The following is a 14,073-nucleotide window of genomic DNA, read 5'->3' on the forward strand; positions in this document are numbered from 1 at the left end:
TTAACTAGGAAGTGAGTAACGATACTATCCACTTATTTCTGTCTACCCCACCGCCAGCTTCGCGGCTTGTTGCCACATAAAGTTGGGCATGGGTGTTTTCAGTTTCCATGTAATACTCATCGGTTGTGAACCGGTGTGCGATACATATTCCACTTCGCCGTAGTTCACAAAGCCCATGGTGCGGCCGAACTCATCTTTGGTTTGCTCTCGGACAAATAGAAACAAGCGTTTACCGATTCCTCGATGATTTATGTAGTCCTGTCCCCGTCCTCGGTCTGGTCGTGCGCTGTTCTGTGATTGCCAGTGGAAGAGCTGCTCGTTGATGGCGTAATCATGGTACATGGTCGTCGGCGAAAACTGCTTTTCGTTCTTATCTAAGGTGACAAACAGCAGCTCGATGTTTTGTTCCTTGATGACAAACACACCCTCTCGCGCTGGCGGTTGTTGCTCAAACGTCGTTGCACCAAATGCCGCTAATATCTGCTCTCTAGCGAAGCGGGCATGCACTTTAAGCGGTACGTTTGGCAAATCCGCCATATCCAGTAATTCGTGTTTGATACGTGCAAGTTGCCAGCGGATCACATCGGCAAGTTCCTGTGCCACACCTAGATGGCTGAGCTGTTTAATGCTCTGCGCTAAAGACGCAAAATTTAGATCAGGGCCCGGCTTTTGCCAGAAGTCATAATGACACATGACCGCACGACGATCGTCGATGCTGACACCACTAAAGTCGGTCTGACAAAGCTGTCCAAGAAAGTTTAAATAGCCATGATCATCACAGGTCAGAATGCGGTTATGGATCGCTTTACGCACCAGCTTAAAGGCTTCGCCGATTCGCGAATCTTCTTTGATTTCATCTTTGGCGTTCGCCACTAATTCAGCCCAACTGCCGCGCTTATAGAGTTCGTTCAAGTCGATATGTGGGTGCTGTGCGATAAAGTTCGTCAGCGTCAGAGGCTGCGTGGAATGCTGTGGGAATTGTCGAATCATAGCCGTCAGGCGGCTTTTAGTAAGCGTCGCTTGGCGAATATTACTGAGTACCATTTCTTGGGTACGTTTGGTCAGCTCAATACGACAGCCAAGTGGTGCATGAGGAAAGCCTTGCTTGATTTCATCACTGATCGCTTTCGGGCTTCGCCCCACTAACGCCCTGAATTTATTGGCAAAATCATACTCTGGCTTGGAGTTACCGACGAAATCCAACACCGTGCAACACTCTTTACCCTCCGCTAAACGCAGACCTCGACCCAGTTGCTGCAAGAAGATAGTGAGACTCTCTGTAGGGCGTAAAAACAGCAAAGTATCGACTTCCGGAATATCAACGCCTTCATTAAAGATATCCACCACACACAGCACATTGATTTGCCCACTGCGCAAGGCCTGTTGCTTCTGCTGACGCTGATCGCTGTTATCACTGGTTAAGATATCCGCATTAATGCCCTTTAAGAGAAATTGCTTGGTCATGTAGTCCGCATGTTCACGGCTGACACAAAATGCCAGTGCCTTCATTTGGCTACTATCAGTCACGATCTCCTGCAAACTCATTACGATCTTATCAACACGGGCCTGATTATGCGTATAGAGATTGGTCAGTTGCCCGATATCGTAACGTCCACGGCTCCAAGCAATATTGCGAAGGTCGGTATCATCATCGATGCCAAAATATTGAAATGGCGATAAGTGACGGCGATTGATCGCTTCCGGTAAACGAATTTCAGCGGCAATCACACCACCGAAGTCCGCTAAAATATCGCCACCATCATGACGCTCAGGCGTGGCGGTTAAACCTAATAAAAGACTCGGCTGGAAATACGCCAATACCGCACGATAGCTGTTGGCCGCGATGTGGTGGACTTCATCAATAACGATGTAATCGTAATAGTCAGGCGTCAGATTGAGCTGATCTAATTGATTATTCAGCGTTTGGATCGACACAAACAGCTGACGATAATGGGCGGGAGCGTGACTGCCTACCCACAACTCGCCGAATGAGCCATCACGAAGCACGCCGCGATACGCCGCCCGAGCTTGCTTTAAAATCTCTTCCCGATGCGCCACAAACAAAAAGGTCGCGTTCGGCTTTTCTTTCAAAAAGCGTGCGAAATCAAATGCCGAAACCAGTGTTTTCCCTGTACCGGTCGCGGCGACAACCAGATTTCGGAAGCGCTGATGCAGGTGACGCTCAACAGCCAACTGCTCCAATATTTCACTCTGATGTGGAAACGGTGTGATATCAAAGAAATGCGCCGCGCTTTGTTCGTCACTGCCACGCTGTTGTCGCAAGGCACGGTTGAGCTTTTCCATACTGCTGGCAGCACCATCAAAACGCTCAAATTCATTCGATGCCCAATAGGTTTCAAAAGTGCTGAGCGACTTATCAATGATGTGTGGAATTTCTTGGGAGGTGATTTTGAGGTTCCATTCAAGGCCATTGGTGAGCGCCGAATGAGACAAATTAGAAGAGCCAATATAGCCCGTGTGGAAGCCCGTATTGCGTAAGAATAAGTAGCTCTTGGCGTGCAAACGTTCGCGTTCGGTGTTGTAGCTGAGCTTCACTTCAGTATTGGGTAAGCTCGCCAAGTACTCCACCGCCTTGGCATCGGTAGCGCCCATATAAGAGGTGGTAATGACCTTTAGCTCACGACCACTGGCGGTAAACGTTTCCAGCTCTTTGCGAAAGATACGAATACCGGCCCATTTGATAAACGACACCAGCCAGTAAATCTTATCCGCCGATAAGATTTCCCGCTTCAGCTCAGACTCTAACGACAGGCCAGCATTGCTACCGCAAAACAGCTCGCTTTGAGTAAGGCCAGTTAACGGAAAAATGTCTTCGACATACAGCTTAAGATTGGCTGCTACAGGATTTTCTAGCTCATATAAAGCTGTGAGAATTTTGCCTTGGCTATTGAGCAGATTCTCTTCGATTAGGTCATCGTCTTGCAAACGCTCTTTCAGCCATAACAGGAGCTCATTAGACAATGCGATTTGCTGCTGCAATTGGTCATTGCTAGTGGGTACTGAGCCAATAGCGTATTCAAGAATATTAGATAGAAAGCGCGACAGCCAAACCGATGCTTCGCTGCTACTCAGCGTTCTTTCACCCACATAAAAGCGCTCACGATCCAAACGCTTTTCTACCAGCTGAGTAATCAACTGCTCATAGATACCCGACTGCTGCATAAAGTCCCTTTTAGCCTTCTCATATCAAATAATGGGACTATGTTCCCATATATCCGTTTTAAATGGGAATATAGTCCCATCAACTGGCATCTAACGATGCCACACCGATCCAAAATGCGCCCAAATAAAAAAGCCCTGTTTACAGCTTAACGTAAACAGGGCTTTCGGCTCTTAGTGAAAGAAAGACTAGTCTTTCGCTTCTATATACTCCAACGCCGCTTGCAGGGCTTGTTCGCGGGTGGCGCAGTCGTTACCTGCTTTGATTAGGTTCATCATTTGGAACTTATCCAGCTGTTCGCGAGTTTCTTCATTAGGACACAGTAAGAACACTTCACAGTTGGCGTCGTTCGCGTCTTTGATGGCGTTTTCGAGGGCTAGGCCAACGGTGACGTCGATCATGGGCACGTCACTTAAGTCCAAGATCATGACATCGTATTCATCAATACTGGCGTGCTGACGGGAGATGGCTTTGGAGACGCTAAAGATCATCGGCCCAGACAGATAGAAGAACAGCACCTTGCCTTGGGCTTTATCGAGCATGGCTCGCTCGCCGTCGGTCAGTGGTACGCTGTTATTGTCCGAGTCACTGATGGCTTTAACTTGACGTGTTTGCTCGCGGCTCAACTTCTCGATAATCAGGATGTTAGAGATAAACACACCCAGCCCGACCGCAGCGATAAGGTCGACAAACACGGTCAGCAACATCACGCCGTACATGATCGCCATGCCTGGTAAGCTGACTTTGTGAGCCCGTTGGATAAAGCTCCAATCAAGGATATTAAAGCCCACATACACAGCAATACCGGCTAGTACTGCCATTGGAATCGGTTCAGTTAAACCGCCGGCAATAAGGACAACAAGTGCCAAGACCAAGGCACGCACAATACCGGATAGCGGCGAGCGCGCGCCCACTTGAATATTGGTTACCGTGCCCATGGTGGCACCGGCGCCAGGCAGTGCACCAAACAAACCCGAGATCATGTTTGCTAAACCTTGGCCACGTAGCTCCTTGTCCGAGTCATGTTCGGTTCGAGTCAAGGAATCGCCGATTACGGCGGTCAGCAAGGTATCAATACAACCCAATGTCCCTAGTACCAAGGCATCGATAATCATGGTGGTGAACATTTCAGGGGTAAAGTGCGGTAGCACCAGTGACGGCAAACCGGATGGAATTTCACCTATACGGCGGATGCTGTCGCTATCAAATAAGATCACAGAAATCAGCGTGATCACCACCAACGCCACTAATTGCGCCGGCACGTATTTGCGGTACTGTTTGGGGAAGAAAAACAACACGGCTAAGGTCAGCACGCCCAACATCAGCTCGCGCCATTTTAGATTAGCCAAGGTGTCCGGTAAGGCTAACAGGGTGCCCATCACGCCACCCGGCGGTGCCGCCGAGCCAAGCAAAGGGGAAAGTTGCAGGATGATCAGAATAACCCCGATCCCGGACATAAAGCCTGACACCACACTGTAAGGCATTAAGGTGACGTATTTACCCAGCTTAAGCCAGCCCAACAGCATCTGGAAGGCACCGGCCATCATCACCACGGTAAAGCTCATGGCGAGGCCAGTTTCGGGGTATTTGGCCATCATGCTGGTTAAGATCGCCGTCATGATCACCGTCATTGGTCCGGTGGGCTCAGAGATCAGCGTGGTGGAACCGCCAAACAGGGCAGCAAAAAAGCCGACCATAATCGCGCCCCACAGACCCGCTTCGGCCCCCGCACCAGAGGCCACACCAAACGCCAGCGCTAGTGGTAGAGAGATAATCGCCGTGGTCACACCACCGAACGCATCCCCTTTCCAATCAAGTGCCGCAAATCGCTGATAATCCAACAACAAACACCCCCAATAATCGTCAGAATAAATCTAATAATGGCTCAGAATTGCGAAAATATACCACAATCTAAGCACGCCATAAGTTGATCACTGTTTTAAAACAACTTCCGCCAAACTTTCTGCTAGGGTTATAAAACGAATCACAAAATGAGGTTTGCGTATGAAATTTCCATTGTTAGCGATCGCCTTTACCCTGCTACTAAGTGGCTGCTCCAGTACTTGGGAAGGCGTCAAACAAGACTCGTCTGATATTTGGAACAGCACCAAAGAAACCATTCATGACGCCACCGAATAACCTAACGAGCTATTTTATTAGCAGGTGCAGAGCCTTTATTTGCCATGGGTCTGTTTAGCGCTTGCTAGGTTAGGCTACTATCAGAGTTTTCTTACCTTGCTTTCAACTTCAGCACGGACCACTACAAACTATGATCGAATTCGCTCCGATTAAAACCATCTACCCAGACACTCAGGTGTTGAATGCTTCACCGTTTGTGGGCTTTCGTGATGACGTGCTCACCCCTGAGGAATGCGCCTATATCATCTCGTTGGCGAGCGGCAAAACACAAAGAGCGAAAGTCTCGTTAGATGAAGACAGTGATATCGTGGATGGCCGCAGCGGCAGCAATTGTTGGATTCGTTATAGCGAAGATGCGACGGTCAAAAGCATTGGCGAGCGCATTGCGCAGATCGTTGGCATTCCATTGGAAAATGCCGAAGCCATGCAGGTTATCCATTACGGTGTCGACCAAGAATATCGCGGTCATTATGACGCTTACGACCTAACCAGCACGCGTGGACAGCGTTGCTGTAACCTAGGTGGACAACGCTTGGTAACCGCTCTGGTATATCTAAATGACGTAGAAAGCGGTGGCGGCACACGCTTTGATAAACTCAATACCGAAGTCCAAGCCAAGCAAGGACGGATGGCCCTCTTCAATAACGTCAGCGACGATTATAACTACCCGCATCCAGACAGCTTACACGCGGGGACACCGGTGATTTCTGGCGAGAAATGGGCCTTTAATATCTGGTTCCATGCCCGCCCGATGACGGAGAAGCAAGATTTTACGCAATACCCAGGTATGGAGAAAACACCTGCCCCAGCAGTGTCGAAAGTGCCCCCAGCAGTACAAGAACCTACCTTGATGGCAAATAAGATCAACCGCGCTGCCAAGCTGTTACAACAAGCGTTGGCACTGCTCGACCCTGTCTTGATGCGCAAAGCCGAGCCGATTTGCTTCACCTATTGGGACACCTACGGCAACTCCTTACTGGATCTGAGCGATGTATCAGAAGGTACCCGCGTTCTACGAGTAGTGGATCGCACCGTTGTGAACGCCCTGTCGAACAAGGCGACCTTGGCACAATCCATCATTGACCATCAGCTAGAATCCATCGCCCCCAAGACCTATTTCTCGATCGAAGCGGCGCTGCAGCATCAAGGGGAAGCCGTACCCTTATGGTTTGTGAAAAACCGCTTTGGCACTGGCGGTAAAGGTATGTCTTGTGTCAGCACTGCTGACTTGGCGAACACTGAGCTGCCCGCCCATCACATCGTCCAAGCGGGCGTCACTGATCTGGCATTATTCGAGGGCAGAAAGTTTACCGCCCGTGCTTATTGTTTGATTTGGAATCAAACGATTTATCTATACCAGAACGGTTTCTTGGTGGTACATGGGGTGGATTACGATCCGAATAGCACCGATTATGCGGTGCAAATCGACCATGCGGGCTATCACAACGACGACGGCCCAGTGAAGATGCTGCAACTGATCAACTACCCAGAGTACGAGCGCTACTTCCCTGCTATTAAACAGCTGCTTCAGACCTTAAGCCCTGTATTAGAGCCCACCCGTTTGGCAGCCGATTCGTCCCGTTATATCTTTCTGGGCATTGATTTGCTGTTGCGCGAAGATGGTTCTGCACGACTACTCGAAATTAATAGTTTCCCCAATTTCATTCACTCTACCGAAATCATCCAGCAAGTGAATATCCCATTTTTCACGGCGGCGCTGCGCACCATGTTAGGGGATAAAACCGTGGTGCTCGAGCCGATCGTTAACCATTAAATAAGGGGCTATCTCAGCCCCCTCTTATCACTCTACGATCTTATCTCGCCCAGTATTTTTGGCTTGATACATCTTAGCATCAACGTCATTAATCAGTTCGTCCAAACTAATATCCATCGGCGCTATAAAGTGCGTCATACCAAAGCTTAGAGTAATCGGCATATTTTCCAGCACAGGCTGCTCAAGCAGAATTTGACGCACGCTGTTTAAACGATCTAGCACATCGTTTTTGTTCATGTTGACCGTGATTAACATAAACTCTTCACCGCCGTAGCGAGCGACAATATCGTGGGCACGGAAGTGATGTTGCAACACTTTGGCGACGCCAATCAGAGCCTGATCACCGACACTGTGACCGAAAGTATCATTTACGCGCTTAAAGTGGTCAATATCACACAACACCATACAAAACGATTGGCCAGTTTGATTGGCTTGGCGCAAGGCTTGTTCCGACAGTAAGTTAAAGCCACGGCGGTTGTACAACCCCGTTAACTCGTCAGTGGTACTCTGCTCCAGCAAGAGTTCATTTTCATTTTTTAAGTAAGAGGTACGCTGCGCTACCTTTTGCTCAAGGTTTTGCATCACATCGGTTAGCTTGTGCGCCATGCCCTGCAGGCCTTTGCCGAGTGAGTTGATCTCACGCACATAACTTAATGCTGGCGAAATGTTGCGAATCTGCTCCAGCGAGTTGGAATTAACCGCGTTATTAAGCTGTAGAATCGGATGCCCGATAAAGCGGGCGATCAAGGAGCCAGCCAAGGCAATGCTGATAAAAATAACCAAGACAATCAGCACGAGCGCCTGCGAGTATTCCGTCAAAATGTCTTTATAGTAGGCCTCAGGAATCAGCACCCCCACATACCACGTTTGTCCATAGGGTAGCTCCACGGGACGCACATGGTAGAGAAACTCTTTCCCCTCAATATCAAGATGCTGAGTGCCTGGCTGTAGATGCTGCCCCGCTTGCACAAACACATGATCACTGTGGGCCGATAATGAAACACGTTTGCTGCTACCGCCGTTAGTGTCGTACAAGGCTTCATTGCGCGAGGTGGCAATCAAATCGCCATTTTGTTCCGCGAGAAACACATACGACCCTTTTGCCAATTCGATCGATTGCAGGTACTTATCCAAGGCAACCAGCGCCACACTGGTAGCCGTTACCCCCAGCAATTTGCCATTAGCATCGTAAATAGGGGCTGATAGCCCCACCCCAAGCGAGTCATAGCCAAAATACGGCGTGATAGAGCTCCACACCATACCATGCGCTTGCACGGCATCTTGGTAAAACGGGCGTGTGGTGGGGTCATAGTTCTTATAGGCAGGCTCAGTCTTAATCGACGCGCCAACGTAGGCTACCGGATCATAGTAAAAGGCTTCTAAGCTATTCGGCTCGGTGGTGTAGTTGGTCGCAATATGATGCGAATTACCAAACGGATCGCGGGTGGAATTGACATAACGACCATCTGCCGTAGCAAATGAAATAAAGGTCATATACGGGTATGGCAAGGCCTGCTCATAAAAGCGCCCTGCGACAAAGTCGAGATTGTCGAGTAGCTCAGGATGATGGGCGATGGCGTCTCGGTTGGTTTCTGCGACGATGTTGAGGGGCGCCATAAACTCGGTCACCCGATCATACACGCGAGTCTCAATCTCACGCATATAGTGCAAACCGACATTGTCCGAGACATTAGAAACAGTGATTGCTGAAAACAGATAAACCGTCACACCACCTAGCGTGGCTAAAAGCGTAAAGGGCACGACAATTAAGCCCCATATAGAAATCTGTTTCATTCTGCACCACCTTCTACACACCATCCTTCATTCCTAATTCAAGATGGCTGACAAACGACGCATCACTCCCTAACATCGTATCGGCACGGTATTAATAAAAATTTATAGCAATTACAAATTATCACATTAGAGAATGATGATATGTAAGCAAATGTAAGCGCAGTGTTATACTCGTTCCCTGTTAAAAAAATAATGAAAAAGGGGCGATATCCTAGAATATCGCCCCTTTTCGTCGCTTTTGGCTGTGTTTCTAACTATCGCTGACGCTCGTAAACACTTAGATTCACGGCGGTGGCGAGATTGAGGGATTCGATCAAGCCGACACCAGGAATGGTGAAGGCTTTGGCCTTAAGGCTGTCCAGCTGTTCACGGGGTACACCGCGCGCTTCGTTGCCAAAGATATAGCAGTCACACTGTTTAAATGCTGGCGAGCTGAGTGGTTCACCTTGCATGTCTAAACAGCCAATGGCGTTAAAACGCTCTGGCAAAGTGCTGATGTCTACCTCCAATTCCATCGGCACATGGAACAAAGCACCCATGCTCGAACGAATCACTTTGGGGTTAAACGGATCAACACTGCCAGGGCTTAGCAATAAGCGAAAACCACCAAACCACGCTAACGTGCGCAAAATGGTGCCTAAATTGCCGGGATCTTGGATTTCATGCAGGTAAATCCCAGTCAGCTCGTCACCCTTTCCTGATGGGATGGCAGGAGAAATGGCATCCATCGGAACGACCGCCAAGATTCCCTGTGGGCTCTTGGTATCGGACATGCCCGCCATCTGCTTGGTGCTGACTTCAATTTTTTCAAACTGGGTTGACCAATCGGCATAATCCGCCGTCACATAAAGCTTGGCCGCCGCCAATTTTGGATTGTGCTTGGCCGCATTTTCCAACTCCAACACCAAGTGCTCGCCTTCCACTAGGCAATGGCCTAGCTCTTGGCGATATTTCTTCTGGTGCAGCTTTTTGATTTGGTCAATTTTCATCTTAAGCACCTTGCTGCTTCAGAATGTCCAATGCCACCGCTTCAGCGACCTTGATACCATCAATGCCCGCCGACAAGATACCGCCCGCGTAACCAGCGCCCTCACCGGCTGGGTATAGACCTTGGGTGTTCAAGCTCTGGTAGCTTTGGTTATCACGGGTAATACGGATCGGCGATGAGGTACGGGTTTCGATACCGGTTAAGATGGCATCGTCACGATCAAAGCCACGGATTTTCTTACCAAACGCAGGCAACGCTTCACGTACCGCTTCGATAATAAAGTCTGGCAGCGCATCCGCTAAATCACATAACTGGATACCTGGCTTGTAGGATGGCTCCACTTCGCCCAATTTGGTCGATGCTTGGCCTTTGATAAAGTCGCCCACTAGCTGCGCTGGCGCTTTGTAGTCCGAGCCACCCAGTTTGTAGGCCGCTTCTTCTAAACGCTCTTGCAGTTCAACACCCGCTAAGATGCCATTCGGGTAATCTTGCTCAGGGTTAATGCCCACTACGATACCGGAGTTAGCGTTACGTTCGTTACGGGAGTACTGACTCATACCGTTGGTTACGACGCGGCCTTCTTCAGACGTCGCAGCCACCACGGTACCACCTGGACACATACAGAAGCTGTACACCGCACGGCCGTTCTTTGCGTGGTGAATCAATTTGTAGTCCGCTGCGCCCAGCTCAGGGTGACCTGCGTATTTGCCTAGGCGCGCATGGTCGATCAAGGACTGTGGGTGCTCGATACGAAAACCGATGGCAAATGGCTTCGGCTCGATAAAGACTTCTTGCTTATGCAGCATACGGAAGGTATCGCGAGCACTGTGACCTAGCGCCATGACGACGTGTTTACTGTGCAGCTCAGAACCGTCGGCTAACACTACGCCCGTCACTTTTTGGTCTTCTAGCAACAAGTCCGTGACTTTTGATTCAAAACGAATCTCGCCGCCTAGCTCGATGATCTCTTCGCGCATTTTCGCAACCACGCCGGTTAGACGGAAAGTCCCGATATGCGGCTTGCTGACGTACATGATTTCTTCTGGCGCGCCGGCACGAACGAATTCGCTCATCACTTTGCGGCCGTAGAATTTTGGATCTTTGACTTGGCTGTACAGCTTACCGTCGGAGAACAGGCCCGCACCGCCTTCACCAAACTGTACGTTGGATTCGGTATCGAGTTTCTTTTGACGCCACAACGCCCAGGTATCTTTGGTACGTTGACGCACGTTACGCCCACGTTCCAAGACGATCGGCTTAAAGCCCATTTGCGCAAGGGTCAACGCAGCAAACAAGCCACACGGACCAAAGCCCACTACGATAGGACGCTCAGTTAAGTTGGCCGGCGCGGTTGCCACTGGGTGGTATTCAATATCCGGTGCCGCTTTCACATGCACATCGTCCTCAAAACGTGCCAAGACCGCTGCGTCATTGCTGGTAGTTAAGTGAATGATGTACACGAAGGTGATTTCGGTGCTCTTCTTACGCGCATCGTAGCTGCGTTTAAACACAAAGAAGTTCAACAGCTCTTCGTCTACAAGGTTTAAGCGTTTAATAATCGCCTCACGCAATGCAGCTTCTGGATGGTCTAGGGGTAAAGAGAGTTCTGATAAACGAATCATGGAAAGGTCCTGGCCGATTGACTCGGCAAAAGATTGTCCGGCGACAAATGTCGAAAAGTAATATGTGGTCGCATTATACGCTGTGGCAAATAGCAAACATAATTTTATTTTGGCATGGCCACTTGCTAAGGTAAGCGCACTTTCAAGGAGAACCTCATGACACTGACGATCTGGCTTTCATTGTTAACCATCTGTTTACTTGGCGCCATGTCCCCAGGCCCAAGCTTGGTGACGGTGACCAAACACAGTTTAGCAGGCGGCAAAATCAATGGCCTTGCTGCGGCGTGGGCCCATGCCTTTGGCATTGGCGTGTATGCGTTTATTTCCATGGTCGGCTTGGCCGTGGTTTTCCATCAGTTACCCTGGCTGTATCAGATCATCAGCTACGCCGGTGCCGCTTACTTAATCTATTTGGGCGTCAATGCCATTCGTTCCAAAGGCGGCATCGCCGCGAAGCTGGAAGCCGGACAAACCATGTCAGTATGGCAGTCCGCCAAAGAAGGCCTACTGATTTCACTGTTAAGCCCTAAGATTGCACTGTTTTTCGCAGCGTTATTTAGCCCATTTGTCGCTTCCGTCGATTCGATAGATGGCAAGCTGCTGATGGTCATGACGCCTTTAATCGTCGATGGTTTGTGGTACACCTTGATTACCTTAATGCTTTCAAATCAACGCCTTCTAGATACATTACGTCGCAAAGCTGTGATCATTGACCGTTTATCCGGTGCCATTCTAGTAGCGCTCGCGGGCAAGATTTTATTATCCGCCTAGCTCATTTCAGAGCACAGCAAAGGCTTGCTTCCTTTGCTGATTCGCTGGCAACGGTTACAATAGCGTTTTTACTCAATCCGGTAGCGAAATCACCATGGCTCGATCAAAAAGCAGTAACCGTTGGCTCGAAGAGCACATCAACGACCCATACGTTAAAAAGGCACAAGTGGACGGTTACCGTTCCCGCGCCAGTTACAAATTGCTGACGCTGAACGAGAAAGACAAGCTGATCAAACCAGGCAACTTAGTATTGGATTTGGGCTCGGCACCAGGTGGTTGGTCGCAAGTGGCGTCTAAGCTGGTGGGCGAGAAAGGCAAGGTGATCGCATCGGACATCCTACCGATGGACTCGATCGCGGGTGTGGAATTTATTCAAGGTGACTTCACCGAGCAGGCAGTGTTCGACCAAATCATGGCGGCGGTCAACGGCGCACCGGTGGATGTGGTGATTTCCGATATGGCCCCCAACTTGAGCGGCGTCTCCGCGGTCGATCAAGCCTCGTCCATGTACCTTGTCGAACTGGCTTTGGATATGGCCATTCAAACCTTGAAGCCCAAAGGTTTGTTCGCGGTAAAAGTGTTCCACGGGGAAGGTTACGAAGAGTTTGTGAAGATGGTGCGCGAGCACTTTGACACGGTCGTGGTGCGTAAGCCGGACTCTTCTCGTGCGCGCTCACGCGAAGTGTACCTTGTTGGCCGTGGTTTCAAAGGCTAATCCGATGCAACTAAAAACTTCGATTCGTCTCAACAAATACATCAGTGAAAGCGGCCTTTGCTCCCGTCGTGAAGCGGACCGTTTTATTGAACAAGGCTGCGTGTTTATCAATGGCAAACGCGCTGGCGTTGGTGATCAAGTATCACCAGGTGATTTGGTCAAAGTAAACGGCCAAACCATCGATCCGATGGAAGAAGAAGATCTGATCTTTATCGCCGTGAACAAACCAGTGGGCATTGTCAGTACCACCGAAGCCAGCGAACCGAACAACATTGTTAGCTTTGTGAAACACGGCGCGCGTATTTTCCCGATTGGTCGCTTGGACAAAGACTCCCAAGGTCTGATCTTTATGACCAATAATGGCGACTTGGTAAACAAGATCCTACGTGCCTCGAACAACCACGAAAAAGAATATCTAGTGACGGTCAACAAACCGATCACCGATGCCTTTATCGAAGGTATGAGCAACGGTGTGCCGATCTTGGGTCAAATGACCAAGAAATGTAAGGTGCATAAAGAGTCGACCTTTGTCTTCAACATCACCTTGGTACAGGGCTTAAACCGCCAAATTCGCCGCATGGCAGAGCACTTTGGCTACGAAGTGGTCCAGCTTGAGCGCATTCGTATTATGAACGTTGCTCTAAAAGGCCTTGCCTTGGGTGACTGGCGCGATCTGACGCCAAAAGAGATCGCCACCATTGCTGACATGACCAAAGATTCAGACGGCAATGCGGCGCCCAAAGCCTCCAACCCACGTAAACCCAAGCCGCGCCCTCAAGGACAAGGCAAAGGCAACCGTGACGGCAAGCCTCGTGTCGGTGGCCCCGGTACAGGTAGTCAGAGCCGTCCTGCTGGCGGAAAACCCGCTGCAGGCGGTCGCGGTAAACCCGCCAATGGTCGTGGTGCGCCTGCGCAAGGCAAACCCAATGGCAAAGGTGGTAAACCGCAAGGAAACGCTGGCAAGCCAGCACCAGCAGGAAAAGGCGGTGCGGGTCGCAGCAAGCCGATGCCAAACGGCAAAGCGGGCGCCGGCGCAGGTCGCGGTAAGCCAGCCAAACCTGCAGGCAAAGGTGGGCGTAGCCGCTAAGC

Annotated in this window: 10 protein-coding genes; 5 read left to right on the plus strand and 5 right to left on the minus strand. The window is 49.9% G+C overall.

All coding sequences use genetic code 11. The features are described 5' to 3' along the window. Positions 1-42: 42 nt before the first annotated feature. On the minus strand, positions 43-3,183 hold the full coding sequence (locus ACOSVP_RS12170) for a DEAD/DEAH box helicase (protein WP_487347779.1): 3,141 nt from the start codon (positions 3,181-3,183) through the stop codon (positions 43-45). Between the two features lie 186 nt (positions 3,184-3,369). Next, on the minus strand, positions 3,370-5,022 hold the full coding sequence (locus ACOSVP_RS12175) for a SulP family inorganic anion transporter (RefSeq protein ID WP_487347780.1): 1,653 nt from the start codon (positions 5,020-5,022) through the stop codon (positions 3,370-3,372). A gap of 163 nt (positions 5,023-5,185) precedes the next feature. On the opposite strand from ACOSVP_RS12175, the gene ACOSVP_RS12180 reads away from it, so the two are divergent. Beyond that, the gene (locus ACOSVP_RS12180; RefSeq protein ID WP_487347781.1) at positions 5,186-5,320 is read left to right on the plus strand and encodes a hypothetical protein; all 135 of its coding nucleotides are present in this window, start codon (positions 5,186-5,188) and stop codon (positions 5,318-5,320) included. Positions 5,321-5,450: 130 nt separating this feature from the next. Beyond that, positions 5,451-7,094, plus strand: coding sequence for a 2OG-Fe(II) oxygenase (locus tag ACOSVP_RS12185; RefSeq protein ID WP_487347782.1), 1,644 nt, complete (start codon positions 5,451-5,453; stop codon positions 7,092-7,094). A gap of 27 nt (positions 7,095-7,121) precedes the next feature. Here ACOSVP_RS12185 and ACOSVP_RS12190 read toward each other — a convergent pair whose 3' ends face one another. From ACOSVP_RS12190 to ACOSVP_RS12200, 3 genes are all read right to left on the minus strand, one after another. Next, positions 7,122-8,888: a sensor domain-containing diguanylate cyclase gene (locus tag ACOSVP_RS12190; RefSeq protein ID WP_487347783.1), complete on the minus strand. Its 1,767-nt coding sequence runs from the start codon at positions 8,886-8,888 to the stop codon at positions 7,122-7,124. A gap of 254 nt (positions 8,889-9,142) precedes the next feature. Beyond that, entirely contained in the window at positions 9,143-9,877 is a 735-nt protein-coding gene (locus ACOSVP_RS12195) for a TrmH family RNA methyltransferase (RefSeq protein ID WP_487347784.1), read from the minus strand. A 1-nt stretch (position 9,878) separates the two neighbouring features. Then, positions 9,879-11,498: an NAD(P)/FAD-dependent oxidoreductase gene (locus tag ACOSVP_RS12200; protein ID WP_487347785.1), complete on the minus strand. Its 1,620-nt coding sequence runs from the start codon at positions 11,496-11,498 to the stop codon at positions 9,879-9,881. A gap of 156 nt (positions 11,499-11,654) precedes the next feature. On the opposite strand from ACOSVP_RS12200, the gene ACOSVP_RS12205 reads away from it, so the two are divergent. From ACOSVP_RS12205 to rluF, 3 genes are all read left to right on the plus strand, one after another. Then, the gene (locus tag ACOSVP_RS12205) at positions 11,655-12,269 is read left to right on the plus strand and encodes a LysE family translocator (RefSeq protein WP_487347786.1); all 615 of its coding nucleotides are present in this window, start codon (positions 11,655-11,657) and stop codon (positions 12,267-12,269) included. A 94-nt stretch (positions 12,270-12,363) separates the two neighbouring features. Continuing rightward, a complete protein-coding gene (gene rlmE, locus ACOSVP_RS12210) occupies positions 12,364-12,984 on the plus strand; it encodes a 23S rRNA (uridine(2552)-2'-O)-methyltransferase RlmE (protein ID WP_487347787.1) in 621 nt (206 codons plus the stop codon). 4 nt (positions 12,985-12,988) lie between these two features. After that, positions 12,989-14,071: a 23S rRNA pseudouridine(2604) synthase RluF gene (rluF, locus tag ACOSVP_RS12215; RefSeq protein WP_487347788.1), complete on the plus strand. Its 1,083-nt coding sequence runs from the start codon at positions 12,989-12,991 to the stop codon at positions 14,069-14,071. Positions 14,072-14,073: the final 2 nt, after the last annotated feature.

It is taken from the genome of Marinomonas sp. HM11-D (assembly GCF_057626615.1).

Coding starts and splice junctions, on each gene's coding strand:
- ACOSVP_RS12170 (WP_487347779.1), bottom strand. CDS start 3,183: ATGCAGCAGTCGGGTATCTATGAGCAGTTGATTACTCAGCTGGTAGAA.
- ACOSVP_RS12180 (WP_487347781.1), top strand. CDS start 5,186: ATGAAATTTCCATTGTTAGCGATCGCCTTTACCCTGCTACTAAGTGGC.
- ACOSVP_RS12185 (WP_487347782.1), top strand. CDS start 5,451: ATGATCGAATTCGCTCCGATTAAAACCATCTACCCAGACACTCAGGTG.
- ACOSVP_RS12190 (WP_487347783.1), bottom strand. CDS start 8,888: ATGAAACAGATTTCTATATGGGGCTTAATTGTCGTGCCCTTTACGCTT.
- ACOSVP_RS12195 (WP_487347784.1), bottom strand. CDS start 9,877: ATGAAAATTGACCAAATCAAAAAGCTGCACCAGAAGAAATATCGCCAA.
- ACOSVP_RS12200 (WP_487347785.1), bottom strand. CDS start 11,498: ATGATTCGTTTATCAGAACTCTCTTTACCCCTAGACCATCCAGAAGCT.
- ACOSVP_RS12205 (WP_487347786.1), top strand. CDS start 11,655: ATGACACTGACGATCTGGCTTTCATTGTTAACCATCTGTTTACTTGGC.
- rlmE (WP_487347787.1), top strand. CDS start 12,364: ATGGCTCGATCAAAAAGCAGTAACCGTTGGCTCGAAGAGCACATCAAC.
- rluF (WP_487347788.1), top strand. CDS start 12,989: ATGCAACTAAAAACTTCGATTCGTCTCAACAAATACATCAGTGAAAGC.